We start from the raw sequence: 16,297 nt of genomic DNA on the forward strand, positions 1-16,297 counted from the left end.
TACCACTGAACGGCTGCATTTGGCGCATCTTGCACGAAAATCCAACCTTTCACCAAGATATTGACATATCCCTGCTCTATTATTAATTTACATTCTCCCGTAAAATGCGAAAGTATTTATACGGGATTAAGATTAAAGATTTAAGCAGAGAGTAGAATCCTTTAAACTTGAACCGATAGTCTTAAATCCACGACGTCAGCATTAATTTGAACTCTGCCTGTTGTAAAGGGGAGGCTTCTTCCTTCATGGGTTATTCTATTAGCAATAATGGTATTAGAAATAACATGGCCATATAAAAGCTGGAGTGTGGTTGTGGATGTTGCCTTATAATCTACTACAAAACCAAATAAATATTGTTTATCCGATGGGAAATTTATGGGTCGATATTGATCTTGTTCTGGACCATCATCAAAAACGCCTAAAACACCGAAGCCTGTTTTTTCACTAATTTGGTGGCGAAGGAACCCTACAAAAGCCCAGGATTCATCATACTTCATAGTAAAAGTAAAGTCCTTTGGTGACGGAGGCTGAGCTGCTGTATTACGTACACGAGCATATTGATTGGCATTCCATTCGCTGCGATAAGCTTGTAAATTAATTAACCACTCTTTGGAAAATAAATGTGTATAGGACAAAATAGTGGTTGCAGGCATGCGGAAGTAAAATTTATGATTGGTACTAACAAAATTTAAAAACAAGCTCTCGCCCTCGGATTTTTGTTTAATGGATGAATAATAAGCGGCGCCAAAAAAATTAGTTTGATTAAACATATAATACAGTCCAATATTGGCGCCTAAACCGAAACTCGATGTACGATTAATTAATGTATCATAGGTTGTTGGACCCGATGGCAGTGCCCAGTTTGCTTCATTATTTTTTAAAAAATTAAAATTTAATCCGCCACCAATATATAAGTTTTTACTTAGGCTAAATGAAGCACGAGGACTTACATCCACATCAGTCATGAGTGTTTCAGTGGACGCGTAACGCGTGACAGCATTAGCGCCCCATTTTAGGTTGGAGTGGAAGGGCTCTGTAACATCAACACCAAAAACAAGTTTATCATTAATCCTTGTAGCAATACGGCCATAAGGTAATAAGCTCGTTTGTTTGCTATCACTCATACCAACATCTTCTTCAAAGGTATTTAAATTTAATTGCCGTCCTTTGAATGTTATATCAGCATACATAACTGTTCCGCCAATGATAAGGTCATTTTTTTTAACTTTAAAGAGCTCAGCAGGGTTACTGTAGTTAAGTCCGGTAAAATATTGCAACACGTTAGCACTGGCATTGAGACTAGTTAAACATAAAAGAGATATAATCGAATAACGCATAATCATCCTGAAATTAAATAACCGCAGGTTCTACTGCGGTAAATGGTAAGATCCTTAATAGAATAGAGTTTAAGTTAGGGATTCCCACTTGCAGGTTGTTTTATTATAACCGTGGTTGGTTTTTTAATCGTTGTCGTTGTAGTCGTTGCGGGTGTTGTGGTAACAGCTTGCCTAGGTGAGGCAATCATTTGCATAATACCGAGATCGCCTGTTACTTTACGGCCTATAATTAAATCTACAGTAAGCAACTGGGTCAACTTTTGTTTTTCATTTTGATAAACAACTTGTAAGGGTACACTGGCCCGCCATTGGTTTTCTTTAAGGTCAGTTACAGTAATATTGCCATCAACAGTGCTTGCTACCATAAGTTTTTGGGTTCTTATTGCGCTTAAATTACCTGATTTGTTAAGCGCTTCATTAAAGCTTTGCCAACCTTGATCAGTATAACAAGGTCTTAGATTTGCTAACTGTTGTGCAATGTTGACGTGATCAAAATCAAAAGATTGCCTTGTAGCATTATTCGCCCATTCCATGATAATTGAATGTTCAATATGAGTTGTTTCAGGAGGGATACGATAAGTACAATTCATGGGTTGAGCCATGGATGTCGCTGTAGTTGATGATGCGGGTACGGTTGTCGTCGTGTTGGTAGTTGTAGCGGGCGGAGGGTTGGTAATAACAGTCGTTGTAGAAGGTGTAGTCACAGTAGCAGGTTGTGTTGTTACAGTTGCAGGTTGTGTAGTCACAGTAGCAGGTTGTGTTGTTACAGTTGCAGGTTGTGTAGTCACAGTAGCAGGTTGTGTTGTCACAGCTGCAGGCTGTGTTGTCGTCGTGGTTGCAGGTTGTGTCGTTGTGGTTGTTGGTACAACGACTTCTTGGGTAGTTGTTGTGGTTGTTGAGCTAGGCGCTGTAGTCGCTGCAGCCATTACTTTGAAGGTATCAGCCTTAGCAAGCTGAATTTGTTGGGACACAGAACTAGCTGCTGCTTTTGCATAATTATCTAGGGTGGCGTTAGCTAAGGAATCTGACTTTTCAGCATAAATGGAACTACTTAAGACAGTTAATAGCCCGCTAAACAACATAGATTTTTTCATTCGAGATGCTCCTTGCATGAATTTTTGGAACTACTATAAACTTCATTAGACTTTTAATAAATAGTTTTAATTTAGTAATCATTCAGCCCTACTCGCCGAACAGCCGTATTTGGCGCATCTTGCGAGAAAAACTAACAAAAAAATGCTCACATAGTCAGCTATGCTGCGCTTTTTTTATTAGTTTTTCTCGCAACCTGCTCTCAAATCCAACTGTTCACCAAGATTCAGTATTCACCTGCTCACTTACTTAATTTATTAGAGTTTATTCTAAATGGCCATCAATGGCTTAAAAAAGCAATTAAGATTCTAATAATTCTGCTATTAGCATTGCTGCCAAATGCGCTGTTTTCTGGCCCCGATCTAATTGGGGTGCAAGCTCAGCAATATCCATACTCACTACTTTGCCAGTTTGTATGATGTATTTCAACAGGGGTAATGCTTGCCAAGGTAGTAAACCTAATGCCTGTGGTGCACTTACACCGGGTGCATAAGCCTCAGCAAAAACATCCAGGCAAATACTTAGATAAAGAAAATCTTGCTTACTAATAAATTGATTCAAAAATTTAATTTGCTGTTTAATTGTTTGCTCATAAATTTGCTCAGCAGTTAAAAACGAAACTTGATAATCACTGGCTAGTTTAAATAAACTCTCCGTATTAGCATGAGGCTGAATACCTAAACAGCAATAGCTAAAAGGTAAATTCTTAGATTGGCAAAGTTGGCTAATTTGATAAAATGGGGTGCCAGAAGTACTTTGATTTTGGGCATTAACTGGGCGTAGATCGAAGTGGGCATCAAAATTAATAATGCCAAGTTTATTATATCTTTCACTTAAGCCTAAAAAGTGTCCCCAAGCAATTTCATGGCCACCTCCAAAAGCAACGGTCTTGCACTGATGTTGATGACATTGATTAATTATTTTTGCAAATTCATTTTGGGCTACTTCTAATTTTCCATCGTTGCAGACAATATTACCTAAATCATAAAGGGGCTTTTTAGCGTGCCAAGGAAGTTTTCCAAGTTGTTCTCTTAAAACGTTTGGTCCGGTCTTAGCACCTGGACGGCCCTCATTGCGTTTTATTCCTTCGTCACTACTAAAACCTAAGAAAACAATTTGGCTACGGATATCAGCAAGTGAATGAATTCGAATATCAAAAGGTTTTATTGCTTGAAAAAAACGCTCATGAGGCAAACTATCTTTACGTCCTTGCCAAATTGTTGCTATTGGGGGTTCATAATGATTAATCTCCAGTAACATCCAACTCTCCCTTTAAGAAATTGCTAAAATCGCTTCAGATAACTCGTCTATCTTGAATTTAAATCTTAGATAAGCGCTTAGGCAGCGTCTTTTGAGTTATTTTCAGGCTGCAAATAAGATAAATTAGCCAAAATGGCTGCTTTCTCTCGTCAATAGGACTAGCTATTCTCCTCGATCAAGCAATCATTTTGTCTCAATTTCTCTCATTTTCGATTCTGAAAAAACTTAAGAGACGCGGCTTGGGTATTTTACGAGATAACGTGTAGCTTTGTTAAATGATTTCGGTAAAATAGAGCCATTTTAGTTAAAGCCAGGGCGTATGAGGGAGGCAGGGTGTTTATTATCACGGGTGGCGGCAGTGGTATTGGTCGTGCATTAGCACACTTATTGGCAGAGCAAGGGCAGGAAGTACTTATTGTGGGTCGTCGCGAGCCAGTGTTAAAAGAGGCAGCTTCTTACTCTCCTTTAATTTCTATATGCTGTACCGATGTATCAACCTCTGAAGGGCAGCAAGTTATTCTAACTGCACTAAATAGTAAATCAACGATTAGAGGCTTAGTTCATAATGCGGGAATTATTGAGCCTATTGCGCCTATCACCCAAATTACAGAGCAAGCTTGGCAACAAACGTTAGCAACGAATCTGAATGCTCCTTTATTTCTTACACAATTATTAATCAAGAAACTTAACGGTGGACGAGTTCTTACTATCGGTTCTGGGGCAGCTTATTTTCCAGTTGTAGGTTGGACAGCATACTGTGTTTCAAAAGCAGCCTTAGCGATGTTAACTCACTGTTGGCAGTTAGAATGCAAAACGGTATCTTTTGCAAGTGTTAAGCCTGGGATTATTGATACAGATATGCAGGCTTTAATTCGTCAGAGTCATTCTATGGATAACAAAGAGCTTGAGTTTTTTAAGGCACTTAAGGAGCAAAATCGTTTAGTTTCACCAGAAACGGTTGCACTCTTTTTAAGTTGGCTATTATTGGAGGTTAATCAAAGTGACTATGGAGCTGAAGAATGGGATATCTATACTACTCATCACCATCAATTTTGGCTAAAAAAGCCGCATATTGTGCCAAATTGGGAATAGTTTATGCTCACATGCGATAGACTTCTCCTTAATGCAACAACACTTAACACGAATGGTCAGCTAAATAAGCAGCAAGCTATTGCAATTAAAAACGATAAGATTTTTTGGTGTGGTGAGGAAAAAATTTTACCGCCTATTGCAGCACCTATTAAAGAAAATTGTCAGGGTAAACTCATTACGCCAGGATTAATTGACTGTCATACTCATTTAGTTTATTCAGGTAATCGAGCCCATGAATTTAAACAGCGTTTAGAAGGTGCTACTTATAGCGATATTGCGAAAGCAGGTGGCGGTATTTTATCTACGGTTAGGCAAGTTCGAGCAGCAACTAAGGATGAATTAATTGCGCAATCACTGCCTCGCTTATTAGCTTTGCGTGCAGAAGGAGTCACCACAGTTGAGATTAAATCAGGTTATGGCCTAGATTTAGCCAATGAGATTAAAATGCTTACAGTTGCCCGCGAACTTGCTAAGCCAAGCGGAATGCGCGTGAAAACGACATTTCTAGGTGCACATGCCATACCGCCTGAATTTTCAAATAAAACTCAAAGTTATGTAGATCACCTTTGTCAAGAAATGTTACCTGCAATTGCTGAGCTAGGTTTAGCTGATGCGGTCGATGTATTTTGTGAGGCGATTGCTTTTTCTTTAAAACAAACAGAACAAATCTTTTTAGTAGCCAATGACTTAAAGCTTCCTATTAAATGTCATGCTGAACAATTATCTAATCTTGGTGCAAGTAGACTCGCTGCTTCTATGGGCGCTTTGTCTTGTGATCATTTAGAATATTTAGATGAAGCGGGTGCTAGAGCGATGTCAGACAGGGGCAGTGTTGCTGTACTACTTCCGGGTGCTTTCTATTTTTTACGCACTACAAAATTGCCTCCCATTGCTCTATTACGTCAGTTGAAAATTGATATGGCCATTGCAACAGATTGTAATCCTGGCTCATCTCCCACAACATCTTTGCTTTTAATGATGAATATGGCTTGCCAATTTTTTGGCTTAACAGTAGAAGAGGTCTTATCCGGAGTAACCATCAATGCTGCTAAAGCTCTGGGTATTGCGCAAGAGACAGGCGCTATTAAGCCAGGGTTAGCTGCCGATCTCATACGCTGGCCGCTCAAAGATCAAGCAGAGTTATGTTATCATTTTGGCTATTCACTTCCTCATGAAACCATGATTGCCGGAAAGTGGATTAATTATTAGTAAAACACAGGAGAAATAAGTATGTATCTATTGCGCATTGTCATCTTAAGTTTCATAGTTGCTTTTACTAATAGTATTTGGGCACAACCTAAAACAGTCACTGTAAAAAAAGAAACTAAAACATTTATTTTAGATCTTAAATATCCCCAAGGATTTAAAGAAAGCCAAATAAACCAAGTTATAAAAACCTTTATAACAAAAACTAAGAACGCCCAGGATATGTCCGGGTCTAGCCCCTTTACTACTAATCTGCCTGGAAAAGACAGTTTGTATATCGATTATAAGATAGTGTACCAAAATCCACGTGTTGTCAGTTTGTTATTTAATATTTCAACTTATTCTCGGGGCGCGGCTCACCCAAATAATAGTGTAAAAACGTTTAATTTTATTGATGGTAAAGAAATTAGCTTGCAGGATATTTTTAAACCTAATAGTAAATACTTAGAAGAGATTGCGAATTACTGCCGAAGTCAGCTACTTAAAAACAAAGACTTAGATGAGAAATGGATCACTGAAGGTACGCAAGCGATAAATAAAAATTATAGAAATTGGAATTTTAGCGAGAAAGGTTTAGCCATTGTATTTGATACTTACCAAGTTGCTGCTTATGTTTATGGCCCACAGACAATCATTATTCCCCTCTCTTCATTAGCGTCACTGCGCCCTGAAATGAGAAAATTAATTTGGGGCAATGCATGATAAATTCTGTTTCAGAGGTCCGTGACGAAAAAAAGGTAGCAGAACTCACTGTACGTAGTATTGTATTGGCCGTTATATTGACCGTTTTGCTTGCTATGTCAAACTCCTATCTTGCTTTAAAATTAGGTATTTTGACCTCTGCATCAATTCCTGCCGCTATTATTTCAATGGGTATTTTACGGTTATTTAAAGATTCGACTATCTTAGAAAATAACGCTGTGCAAACAGCTGCCTCTGCAGGAGAGGCCGTTGCAGGAGGAATAGTCTATACTATTCCTGCCCTAATCATTATTCATTATTGGCAAAGTTTTGACTATCTAACCAATTTCTTTATTGCAGCAAGTGGGGGCATTCTGGGTGTTTTATTTTCTATTCCACTTCGTCGTATTTTAGTTCATGAACCAGCGCTGCGCTTTCCTGAAGGAAGAGCAATTGCTGAGGTTTTAAAATCGTCTAGTGAGAGGGTAGGAGTTAAAGAAATTTTTTTAGGTGGTGCTGTTGGCGGATTAATTGAGCTTTTGCAGATGGGATTTAAAGTCATTGCCAGTAGTTTTAATTTTTGGTTTGTTATTAAGCGCTCTATTTTCGGATTTGGTGCTGGCTTCTCAGCGACAATGATAGGAGCAGGTTATTTGATAGGCCATGATATGGCCATTAGTATTTTTCTAGGTGCTATTATCTCTTGGCTAATTGCTTTACCTATTGTAAGTCAGTTTTATCCAGATTTTTTATCCCATTATCAACTAAATCAGGCGGCTACACTGCTTTGGGATAGTGAAATGCGCTATTTAGGCATAGGCGCTATGTTATTTGCTGGAACTTGGACATTTCTATTACTTGTTAGGCCATTGGCAAAGAGTATTACTCAATCTTTAACCGCTTTTACTTCTAAACGTAACTGGGCAACACAAGTACCACGCACCGATAAAGACATTCCAATACCCTTTATTTTAAGTGGTATAGCCTTCATGGCAACCTTATTATTTCTATTTTTCCAATATATTTTCCCCATTGAAGCGACCGGTCTTGATGGAGATTTTGCGCCCACTTTAGTTTTTACTGCTGTCATTTATGTGTTAGTTATTGGATTTTTATTTTCAGTAATAACCGGTTATTTATCGGGTATGGTAGGCGTGACGGCAAGTCCAGGTAGTTCGGTAGTGATTGCCGGAATGTTATTTGCAGCTTGGATGTTATTAACCATTATTAATAAATTTTTGCCACTACCTTTGACGAATAATCAAGTTAAAGCAGCTGAAGCAATTACCATTATTATTGGCTCTGTTGTTACGGGAATTGCAGCCATTGCTAATGACAACACTCAAGATCTTAAAGTAGGCCAGTTAGTTGGTGCGACCCCTTGGCGACAGCAAGTGATGCTTTTACTCGGCGTTGTCGTTTCATCACTCGTGATTCCGCCAGTGATGCAATTACTCTTTAATGTCTATGGTATTGCTGGTGTTATGCCACATGAAGGTATGGATATAAGCCAGACTCTTCCAGCGCCAACCGCAGCTTTAATGGCTGCTATTACCGAAGCCGTTTTCCGTAATACATTGCCCTGGACTATGATGTTTTTTGGCGCAGCTATCATTGTGTTGTTATTAATCTGTATTAAATTATTTAACTTAAATCGTTATATAAGGTTATCTATTTTAGGTGTAGCAATTGGAATGTATTTACCAATTTCTTCCTCATTTCCTTTATTTTTAGGTGGTATGATAGCAATGTATGTGCGAGCGCGCCTTGAGAAAAAGAAATCACTCACTAGCGAGCAAAAGACAGAACGTAGACAGAAAGGTACTTTAATTGCTTGCGGCTTAGTTGCAGGTTCAGCCATTATTGATGTTTTATTAGCAATTCCTTTTTCTATCTTCCATACACCCGACGCTTTAAAAATAGTAGGACAAAACTGGCATATGTATGGCGTTTTACTAGCTATTTTATCTACGCTTATGTTAACACTATGGATTGAGAGAAGGGTATGTGGGATAAAAAAAGCCTAGTTTATTCAATGACATAAGTTTATTATAAATTTTTTTACTTACCTTGTTGCTCGATTTGGTATTGAGTAGTTTGCTTACTTAAGTTAAGACTGATTGTAATTCTAAAAAATTCTATGCTTCTATGGCCCAATGTTCATATAACTCTGACATAGGTGACAAGATCTGACAGTACCCATTTTTTAAAGAAGGAGGTCTGTCAAATCAGGTCTAGCTAAAACATCCCGTTACTATTAGCTGATTCTTCAGGAATCGTCTGGATTACATCCCAATGTTCAACAATTTTATTGTTTTCTAGACGAAAAATATCAACAATGGCTTGTCCTTTTGTGCCTGGCTCTTTAATGGAGTGGACATGTAAAATGACATAATCACCTTCTGCCAGAATACGTTTAATTTCACTGTGTGATTGAGGGTAAGTTTGTTTTAGATAGTCAATGTATTGTTTAAAGCCTTCTATGCCATCTTTGGCTAAAGGATTATGTTGTATATACCATGGCCCCATATAGACTTCAGCAGCAGGGAAATCTTTTTCATTAAGTGCTTTTTGATAAAATTGGGTCACGACCTCTTTATTTATTTCTTGTGGACTAAGTCCTGCAAAGTTTGCTTTGGCATGAATAGCGAAAACTATCAATAAAAAAATAGCAGCTACTTTTTTCATTTTATCTCCTTATTAATTAACAAATCTGATTATAAGTGGTATAAATCAATAAAAAAGCGCAAATTTTAGCTTTAATTAATCAGTTTTTTAGATATATCTGGGATATAGATGGCCAAAGTAACACTAGAACAATGGCGGGTATTACAAACTATCGTAGAAGAAAAAAGTTTTGCTAAAGCAGCCCAGAAGCTACATAAAAGTCAATCTAGCATTAGCTATGCATTAATGAAATTACAAGAGTCCTTAGGCATACAGGTAATGGACTTACAAGGACGCAAAGCAGTTTTAACTGAACAAGGTATACAAATTTTAAATATGTCTAAGCAACTCACACGCTTAGCTAAAAATATTGAAAATACAGCCCATAATTTTAAATCTAATTATGAAAAAATTTTGCGTTTAGCTGTTGATGAAATATTTCCACCTAAAATATTATTGAAAATATTGCACCAGTTTGGCTTAAGTAATACCCAAACCCGGATTATCTTAAAACATGGCCTTTTATCAGGACCAAGTGAACTTTTAACGAATGGCGAAGCTGAAATAGCTATTATTTCAAAAATTCCAGAAGGGTATCTAGGCGATAAGCTTATGGATATTGAATCTATTCCTTATGCCCATATTGACAGTCCCTTACATCAAAAAGAACTTACGTTAGAGGATCTCTATAATGAGCGTTATATCATTGCTCAAGATTCTGGTATAAAAAATCAAAGAAATGAAGGTTGGCTAGGATCAGAATTTCATTGGAAAGTAAGTTCAATGGAAATGAAAATCCAGTGTGTAGCGCATGGTATTGGATTTTCATGGTTACCCAAACAACTAGTAGAAAATAGAAATTTACCTATTAAACCGCTTTATTTAAAACAGGATAACATTAGAACTTACCCTTTATATTTAGTTCATCATAATCCGCAAGAAATTGGTCCTTCAGCACAACAATTAATTGATCTGTTTCAAGAATATTCGAATATTAAAATTTAAATAAGAAAGCACATATAAATTGGAATTACCTAGAGCTGATTTTTTCTGGCATACTTTTAGTATACATCCATAAGCTAATGTCATGATAATATAACATTTTAAATATTTAATTTAAGAAACGTTATGCAACAAATTATATTCATATGATTAATCAATCTCACATAATGCCTGGAATGTGAGCAAAGCATTAGAACCATTTAAATCATTACGCGATATTCAATGGAAAAATGATTGCCAACAAGAATCAGCAGGTTGGTGCTATACATAGGAAGGCTATTTTTCAATAACTTGGGATTGGAATGGCCGTGGCGATGTTGATGAAATGAAGAAGTACGTAATAGGTAATTTTGCCGCAGGTTTTTCAAGAAACTTATATCCGATACGAACAGTATATCGCTAAAATAGCTAATTCTTGAGGTAGTTTGTCTGGTCTAAGAATTTAGAGTAATTAAATTAATGGCTATAATATAAGCAAATATACTCATGACCAATCCATAATTTTACGATGTTAACAGTGACAGTCCGCTTGCTTAGACAAGTATTAAGCCTTTTTATTAATTATAAAGGATTTATTGTAATTTCCTTAGTGTCGTTCTTTTTGACATTGTTAGGAATAATATTAATAGAGTATGAACTTAAGTGGATAAATTCGGTAGAACAACAATATATTAATATCCCGCAAAATTATTGGTATTTGCAATTAGCAACGTTTCTAATATTGATTCTCTTTATTATTGTAGTTAACACGCTTGCAAGTGCCTTATTTGTTTATAAGGCAAGTTTTAATTTATTAGGAAAAGATGTTTTATTTAGAAAAGCATTATATCAGTGCTGGGTCCAGTGGAAAGCGTTATTATCTTGGGGAATATTTTTTACTTGTGCAGGGTTTATTTTATCCTTGTTACAGGTAGGAAAGAGTAGTAAATTAATTTTCTCAACCGCTAAAGCTAGCTGGGATATTTGTGTTTTTTTAACGATGCCTTATATTATCCTTGAAAACTTAACACCAAGCGAAGCGTTCACAAAAGCCAGCCAACAATTTGCAAAAACGGCCATTTTTCGCGCTAAAATTTTTATGCTATTAGGTTTATATCTTGCGCCCTTGATTCTTCCTGTTTATTTCGCTTCCTATGTGATGCCACAAAGTTATGATGAGATCTTTAAGAGAATTTTATATTATGAAGTTGCTGTTCTTGGCCTAATTTGGTTAATTTGGGGAAACGCGTTTAATTCAGTATTAAAAACTGCACTCTACTTAAATATAAACAATCAAGATAATTTATTTTTACATAAAGAGGATATGAGGAAAATCGCTCAGTTTGCTAAGGATTAAACACAAGTAAGTGGCAGTCAGAACTACTAAGAATATTTACTGAAGTTCCATGAGCTCCTTAATAAACCAAGGCTATAATTTACTTAAAGACATAGGAAAATAAGAGAGAGTAATTTGTCTAAGTACTTTTATGAAGGGCATTTAAATGAACAAAACTCTATTGTTAGCTATCCTTATGACAAGGTAGAAGAATATTCCTTAGCGCAAGATTATTCTTTAATAAAAGGATTTAAAATAGCAGCGGATATCATTATCCAAAAAATGACACTAGATAAACAAGTAGGTCATGAATATGACAATTTAGTTTATCCTCTTCTTAACATGTATGTTTGTATGATTGAATTCTCATTAAAGCTGACTATAAAACATCTTCTCAATCATATCAGTAACGGCTGTGAATATCTTGAGCGTCCCAAATCTAATAAATTAGAAAAGTTACTAAATCATAGTCATGATTTAAAAAAGTTATTTAAAAATCTTAAAGATATTCTAAGCAATAAAGAAAAGCATCCGCATAGCAACCTGGATTTAAAATTCATAACTAAAGTAATTCAAACATTGAAAGGTAATGCGGTTGACGTAATAAGCACCCGTTATCATTATGCAAGCACGAAAGATTATTACCTTCTTTATCAAAAGCAAAAGAATATTAGGATTTTCAAGTTGCATGAAGATATCAAAAAACTTATTTATATGTTGCTAGATTATCTAAAGCATGAAGATTTCAAATTATGCGAGCTGCAATTTTTTACACCTTGGGGCCTTAAAAAACTTAGAGAAATAGAGCGGTTAAGTAGAGAAAGTAGTGAACTTTTTAGAACTCTAACCCCGAAAAAAAGTTATCAAGATCCTTCTGCAGGTTTTCTATCCATCTCAGCTATCATGCAAGATTTAAAGCCTACACATGAAGAAATTAAATTTTTTAATGAAATTAGGCAATTTCCTACCCAGAAAAAAAAGGCGCTATTAACCTGTTTATACCTTGCTCACCACCCACTTAGTCAAATTCATATTGAAAATCTATCAGATACCCAGTTAAATGAAAAAATAGTTGAATCCAAATATTTCTATCAACCAGGAGTTGAAAATCTAAAACAGTATATTTCTAATATTGAGCAATATCATTGATAAGCGTTTAATTCTGTAAATTACCAGTGTCCAATATTAGGCGCAGATATCCAGGGTTCTTGTTGTGGTAGTGGTTTGCCTTTTTGTAATAATTCAATAGAAATATTATCTGGAGAGCGTATAAATGCCATATAACCATCACGAGGTGGTCTATTAATTACCACGCCTGCCTCCTGTAAACGCTGACAGGTTTCATAAACATTATCTACGCAATAAGCAAGATGCCCAAAGTTACGGCCTTCAGAGTAAGTTTGATTATCCCAATTGTAAGTTAACTCAAGCAGAGGGCCTTGTGACAATTCAGCTTGGCTTAGATCGCCTGGGGCGGCTAAAAACACTAAAGTAAATTGACCTTGTTGATTCTCTATTCGTTTTACCTCGACTAGGCCAAGTTTATGGCAATAAAAATCAAGTGAGGCTTCTAAGTCAGTGACTCTAACCATGGTATGTAGATATTTCACGTTCGCTCCTAAATTTGCTAAGTAGATTTTAGAATAAAACTATTAAAAGTGTTATTTAATTCTATTAAGCAAATCATCGTAACTAAAATTGATTAGTTTATTTTAGGTTGAATTAATTCAGCAAGGCTTGCATATTCTTGTGCTTTTAGCTTGTATGCTAAGCAGCGCGGTTTAAATAGTCTAGGAGTATAATGAATTTGCAGCGTTGGCGGCGATTGATTAAGCGCTTCTTTTTCTGAAGTTATTGGCTTTTTAGGATCTAAAGTTTTCTCTAAATCATTTACCGTTTCATCAACAGCAGCGTTAATTTCATCCAGTTCTTGATTAAAAGTGTCTTTTAACGCTTGATATTCTTTCTTACTTTCATTTTTTAATCGATTTAAGATGATACTAGGCGTGGCTGTGTAACTTAGCTCATTATTACTATGAATATCGTACCATTCTAGATATAAAAGATTTAATTTCGCAGCATTGTCTTTTTGTTCTTCTAACTCTTGGGTAGTTAAAGTTCCCTTTTCCTTATTAGATTGATAAAATTTATCTAACTCAATACACGATTTAATTGCTTCTATATAGTAGTTCCTGACTATTTTGGCTTTATCATGATCGCCAAATGAAGCTAACATACGCTCATTGATCTTGAATTCAGGTATTTCATAAGAGCCACCATAATAATATTCCCGCAGCCCATTATAGACTTTATCTTTTACTTGAACATACTTAGTCGCTATTGCCAAGCCAATAAATAAAGCAGGTATAAAAACTGCAGCAAAGGCTAATTCAGGTAATCCCAAGGGTGATAATAAAGTAGCTACTAGGACAATGAAACTAACTGCAATAATAACTGGCATGATAGTACGATATAACTTCCAGAAAATACTTTTTTCATGTAAGGCAATATCCTTGTACTCTGTGTAAAGGGGTAAAAAAGGATTAAATAAGCTGGTTAATATTGATTTCGCTTCGGCGACTTGTCCGGCAACGCGATTGTAATTGTAGAAGTCAAAAATAGCTAAAAATGAGCTTTCATTTTGTGTAGCAAAGCCTGTTGCTTGAATAAAGGCATGGGCGTCAGAAAGGCGACGTAAAAATTCATTGGCTTGATTAACAATAGGATGAGTAAGTAAATAGGATAAAGAATTTAAGGCTGATATGGGTGAAGAATTATCTTGTTCCCGATGGCCATTAATTAATAGTAATTGTTCTTGAATATATTGTTTTAGCCTTTGATGATATTGTTGTAAAGGTTCATGTATCGTTAGTTCTAAATGATTATTAAATGCGTGTAAAATAGCATCAGCCATTAAATTAGCTTGCTCTTGATTAAATTGTTTAAGATTAATAAATTGCAAATCATGTAGACTTATTTGCTCCATGCAATAATAAATAAGATGACTTAATTGCTTTTTTTCTAGTTTATTTATTTCTTCTGGCGTTTTATTGGATAAATTGATTGCAGCCAATAATTTATCCAATTCAGTCTGTAAGCTAGCTGTGTCAAGCCGATAATTCAATAAATGAAAGTATTGCGTTAGATGAATGAGATGTTCCCTAATTTCTACCAAATTTATATTATTTCTTAACTCAGCTAATTCTAAATCATTATCAAAGTTTGCAAGCCATGTTTGTTGAGCATCCGCATATTGCTTTTCTAGCTCTCTAACTTTAGCTTGATTCTGCCAATTAGGGATTTTATTGAATTCTTCTCTAGCTTCGTTAAGTAATTTTTCTAAGTGAATCTTAAGATGGAGATAGGCTTGCGAATAAAATTGACTAGTAAGCTGTTGCCGTTTTGTTTCTTCCACCAGGTTTAATTTAGGAAAGTCTTCTGCTAACAAAAGAAAATCACATTTATCCTTTATTAATTGATATGCTTCATCTTCTTGCGTGCTTATTTTAAATGTGGTGATATGATCTTTAATTGTATTAGATAATTGTTCTCTTTCTATTTCTACTGATGAAAAAAGCAAACTAAACAGGTTTACAGAATGCTGAAGACGAGTTATATCTTCCTTAATTTCCTCAATTAGGGTAACAAAAGCTTGTCCAGTAGGGCTAGCCTGGAAAGTATGTTGTTCATTGGAGGATAAAAGAGAATAGCCAGGAATGATTTTTTCTGCAATATCTAAAAATTCCATTACTTTCTTTAGTATTTTAACCTGCCAATTTTTTAACATAGAATTCTTAAGGAAATCTTAAAAATAATTCTTTAAACTATTCAGTATAGAAAAATTCTGTTTCCTTGCTTATAGTTAATCAATGACAACTAGCTTAATATAATATTTTATAAATATTATAATTTAAGACGGACAACGATTCTTAATTTCAGGATGAAAAAAATGAAGTCATTTATTGAACAAGCTCAATTTTACTCTGAATACCATCAAAAGCCGGTTACCTTTTATACGCATCTTATAGGTATACCACTTATCATTTTTTCATTAATGATCTTTTTTGGTTTCTTTCACATAGTGGTGCCTAGGGTTATGGATATCAGAGTTTCTGATATCCTTACAGTTCTTATTCTTATTTATTATATAATTTTAAATTGGCGTTTGGGCCTTATATTAGTACCAATTTTTATTCTTATGGTCTGGGTTGCTGATTTAGTAAGTTGGGCTGGGCCTACAAACGGCGCTTTATGGATGTTTATCATTTTCTTTATTTTAGGTTGGGTCTTACAGCTGATTGGCCATTTTATGGAAGATAAGCGCCCAGCTTTGGTTGATAATTTTTGGCAAGCGCTCATTGCACCTTTATATTTAACAGCTGAAATATTTTTTAAACTGGGTCGAATGGAAGAGCTTAAAAAACAAATTCATAATGAGAACTTATCTTTTGAAGATAAACCTAATATGAAAAAGAATCATACGGATGATATGCCTTAGCGGTTTAGCTTAACTCAAAAAACTTCTACTTATGTATGAAATAAACAAGCAATGAGATAGTTACCTCATTGCTTGTAACAATTTTCCAGATCTAAAGTCTACTATAAATAAGTAGCCATTTTTATAAGTTAAGCTTGCAAACATGAA

At 35.5% G+C, this 16,297-nt stretch carries 14 protein-coding genes; 8 read left to right on the forward strand and 6 right to left on the reverse strand.

Annotated features, from left to right (window positions below; translation table 11 throughout):
* Positions 1-161: 161 nt before the first annotated feature.
* The 3 genes from ACQUW5_RS07260 to hutG all read right to left on the reverse strand — a co-directional run bounded on the left by ACQUW5_RS07260 (position 162) and on the right by hutG (position 3,689).
* Positions 162-1,337 carry an OmpP1/FadL family transporter gene (locus tag ACQUW5_RS07260; RefSeq protein WP_444990563.1) on the reverse strand — a complete coding sequence of 392 codons (1,176 nt, stop codon included), beginning with the start codon at positions 1,335-1,337 and terminating at the stop codon, positions 162-164.
* A gap of 74 nt (positions 1,338-1,411) precedes the next feature.
* Entirely contained in the window at positions 1,412-2,431 is a 1,020-nt protein-coding gene (locus ACQUW5_RS07265) for a DotI/IcmL family type IV secretion protein (protein WP_444990564.1), read from the reverse strand.
* A gap of 298 nt (positions 2,432-2,729) precedes the next feature.
* Positions 2,730-3,689 (reverse strand): formimidoylglutamase, encoded by a 960-nt coding sequence (hutG, locus tag ACQUW5_RS07270; protein WP_444990565.1) that lies wholly within the window; start codon positions 3,687-3,689, stop codon positions 2,730-2,732.
* Positions 3,690-4,022: 333 nt separating this feature from the next.
* Here hutG and ACQUW5_RS07275 point away from each other — a divergent pair, with 333 nt between their 5' ends.
* From ACQUW5_RS07275 to ACQUW5_RS07290, 4 genes are read left to right on the forward strand one after another with little or no spacing between them, the layout of a single operon-like run.
* Positions 4,023-4,781 (forward strand): SDR family NAD(P)-dependent oxidoreductase, encoded by a 759-nt coding sequence (locus ACQUW5_RS07275; protein WP_444990566.1) that lies wholly within the window; start codon positions 4,023-4,025, stop codon positions 4,779-4,781.
* A 3-nt stretch (positions 4,782-4,784) separates the two neighbouring features.
* Positions 4,785-5,990, forward strand: coding sequence for an imidazolonepropionase (gene hutI, locus ACQUW5_RS07280; RefSeq protein ID WP_444990567.1), 1,206 nt, complete (start codon positions 4,785-4,787; stop codon positions 5,988-5,990).
* A 21-nt stretch (positions 5,991-6,011) separates the two neighbouring features.
* Positions 6,012-6,689: a DUF3298 and DUF4163 domain-containing protein gene (locus ACQUW5_RS07285; protein ID WP_444990568.1), complete on the forward strand. Its 678-nt coding sequence runs from the start codon at positions 6,012-6,014 to the stop codon at positions 6,687-6,689.
* Positions 6,686-8,695: an OPT family oligopeptide transporter gene (locus ACQUW5_RS07290; RefSeq protein ID WP_444990569.1), complete on the forward strand. Its 2,010-nt coding sequence runs from the start codon at positions 6,686-6,688 to the stop codon at positions 8,693-8,695. The genes ACQUW5_RS07285 and ACQUW5_RS07290 overlap by 4 nt, the downstream gene beginning before the upstream one ends.
* A 211-nt stretch (positions 8,696-8,906) precedes the next feature.
* Here ACQUW5_RS07290 and ACQUW5_RS07295 read toward each other — a convergent pair whose 3' ends face one another.
* Positions 8,907-9,356 (reverse strand): nuclear transport factor 2 family protein, encoded by a 450-nt coding sequence (locus tag ACQUW5_RS07295; RefSeq protein ID WP_444990570.1) that lies wholly within the window; start codon positions 9,354-9,356, stop codon positions 8,907-8,909.
* Between the two features lie 108 nt (positions 9,357-9,464).
* Between ACQUW5_RS07295 and ACQUW5_RS07300 the strand changes: the two genes are divergently transcribed.
* The 3 genes from ACQUW5_RS07300 (at position 9,465) to ACQUW5_RS07310 (ending at position 12,801) form a co-directional block, all read left to right on the forward strand.
* Positions 9,465-10,340, forward strand: a complete 876-nt coding sequence (locus ACQUW5_RS07300) for a LysR family transcriptional regulator (protein ID WP_444990571.1) — start codon at positions 9,465-9,467, stop codon at positions 10,338-10,340.
* A gap of 598 nt (positions 10,341-10,938) precedes the next feature.
* On the forward strand, positions 10,939-11,673 hold the full coding sequence (locus ACQUW5_RS07305) for a hypothetical protein (RefSeq protein ID WP_444990572.1): 735 nt from the start codon (positions 10,939-10,941) through the stop codon (positions 11,671-11,673).
* A 114-nt stretch (positions 11,674-11,787) separates the two neighbouring features.
* The gene (locus tag ACQUW5_RS07310; RefSeq protein WP_444990573.1) at positions 11,788-12,801 is read left to right on the forward strand and encodes a hypothetical protein; all 1,014 of its coding nucleotides are present in this window, start codon (positions 11,788-11,790) and stop codon (positions 12,799-12,801) included.
* A 20-nt stretch (positions 12,802-12,821) separates the two neighbouring features.
* Here ACQUW5_RS07310 and ACQUW5_RS07315 read toward each other — a convergent pair whose 3' ends face one another.
* Together ACQUW5_RS07315 and ACQUW5_RS07320 are read right to left on the reverse strand one after the other, a co-directional pair.
* Positions 12,822-13,262: a VOC family protein gene (locus ACQUW5_RS07315; RefSeq protein WP_444990574.1), complete on the reverse strand. Its 441-nt coding sequence runs from the start codon at positions 13,260-13,262 to the stop codon at positions 12,822-12,824.
* Between the two features lie 92 nt (positions 13,263-13,354).
* Complete coding sequence (locus ACQUW5_RS07320) at positions 13,355-15,439, reverse strand: hypothetical protein (protein ID WP_444990575.1); 2,085 nt, start codon at positions 15,437-15,439, stop codon at positions 13,355-13,357.
* A 162-nt stretch (positions 15,440-15,601) separates the two neighbouring features.
* On the opposite strand from ACQUW5_RS07320, the gene ACQUW5_RS07325 reads away from it, so the two are divergent.
* Complete coding sequence (locus ACQUW5_RS07325; RefSeq protein WP_444990577.1) at positions 15,602-16,150, forward strand: Mpo1 family 2-hydroxy fatty acid dioxygenase; 549 nt, start codon at positions 15,602-15,604, stop codon at positions 16,148-16,150.
* The last annotated feature ends 147 nt before the right edge of the window (positions 16,151-16,297 follow it).

The organism is Legionella pelazae (genome assembly GCF_052527395.1).

Excerpts from the sequence above, each read along its gene's own strand:
- ACQUW5_RS07290 (WP_444990569.1), top strand. The coding sequence starts at position 6,686 with ATGATAAATTCTGTTTCAGAGGTCCGTGACGAAAAAAAGGTAGCAGAA.
- ACQUW5_RS07300 (WP_444990571.1), top strand. The coding sequence starts at position 9,465 with ATGGCCAAAGTAACACTAGAACAATGGCGGGTATTACAAACTATCGTA.
- hutI (WP_444990567.1), top strand. The coding sequence starts at position 4,785 with ATGCTCACATGCGATAGACTTCTCCTTAATGCAACAACACTTAACACG.
- ACQUW5_RS07295 (WP_444990570.1), bottom strand. The coding sequence starts at position 9,356 with ATGAAAAAAGTAGCTGCTATTTTTTTATTGATAGTTTTCGCTATTCAT.
- hutG (WP_444990565.1), bottom strand. The coding sequence starts at position 3,689 with ATGTTACTGGAGATTAATCATTATGAACCCCCAATAGCAACAATTTGG.
- ACQUW5_RS07325 (WP_444990577.1), top strand. The coding sequence starts at position 15,602 with ATGAAGTCATTTATTGAACAAGCTCAATTTTACTCTGAATACCATCAA.
- ACQUW5_RS07260 (WP_444990563.1), bottom strand. The coding sequence starts at position 1,337 with ATGCGTTATTCGATTATATCTCTTTTATGTTTAACTAGTCTCAATGCC.
- ACQUW5_RS07265 (WP_444990564.1), bottom strand. The coding sequence starts at position 2,431 with ATGAAAAAATCTATGTTGTTTAGCGGGCTATTAACTGTCTTAAGTAGT.
- ACQUW5_RS07320 (WP_444990575.1), bottom strand. The coding sequence starts at position 15,439 with ATGTTAAAAAATTGGCAGGTTAAAATACTAAAGAAAGTAATGGAATTT.
- ACQUW5_RS07285 (WP_444990568.1), top strand. The coding sequence starts at position 6,012 with ATGTATCTATTGCGCATTGTCATCTTAAGTTTCATAGTTGCTTTTACT.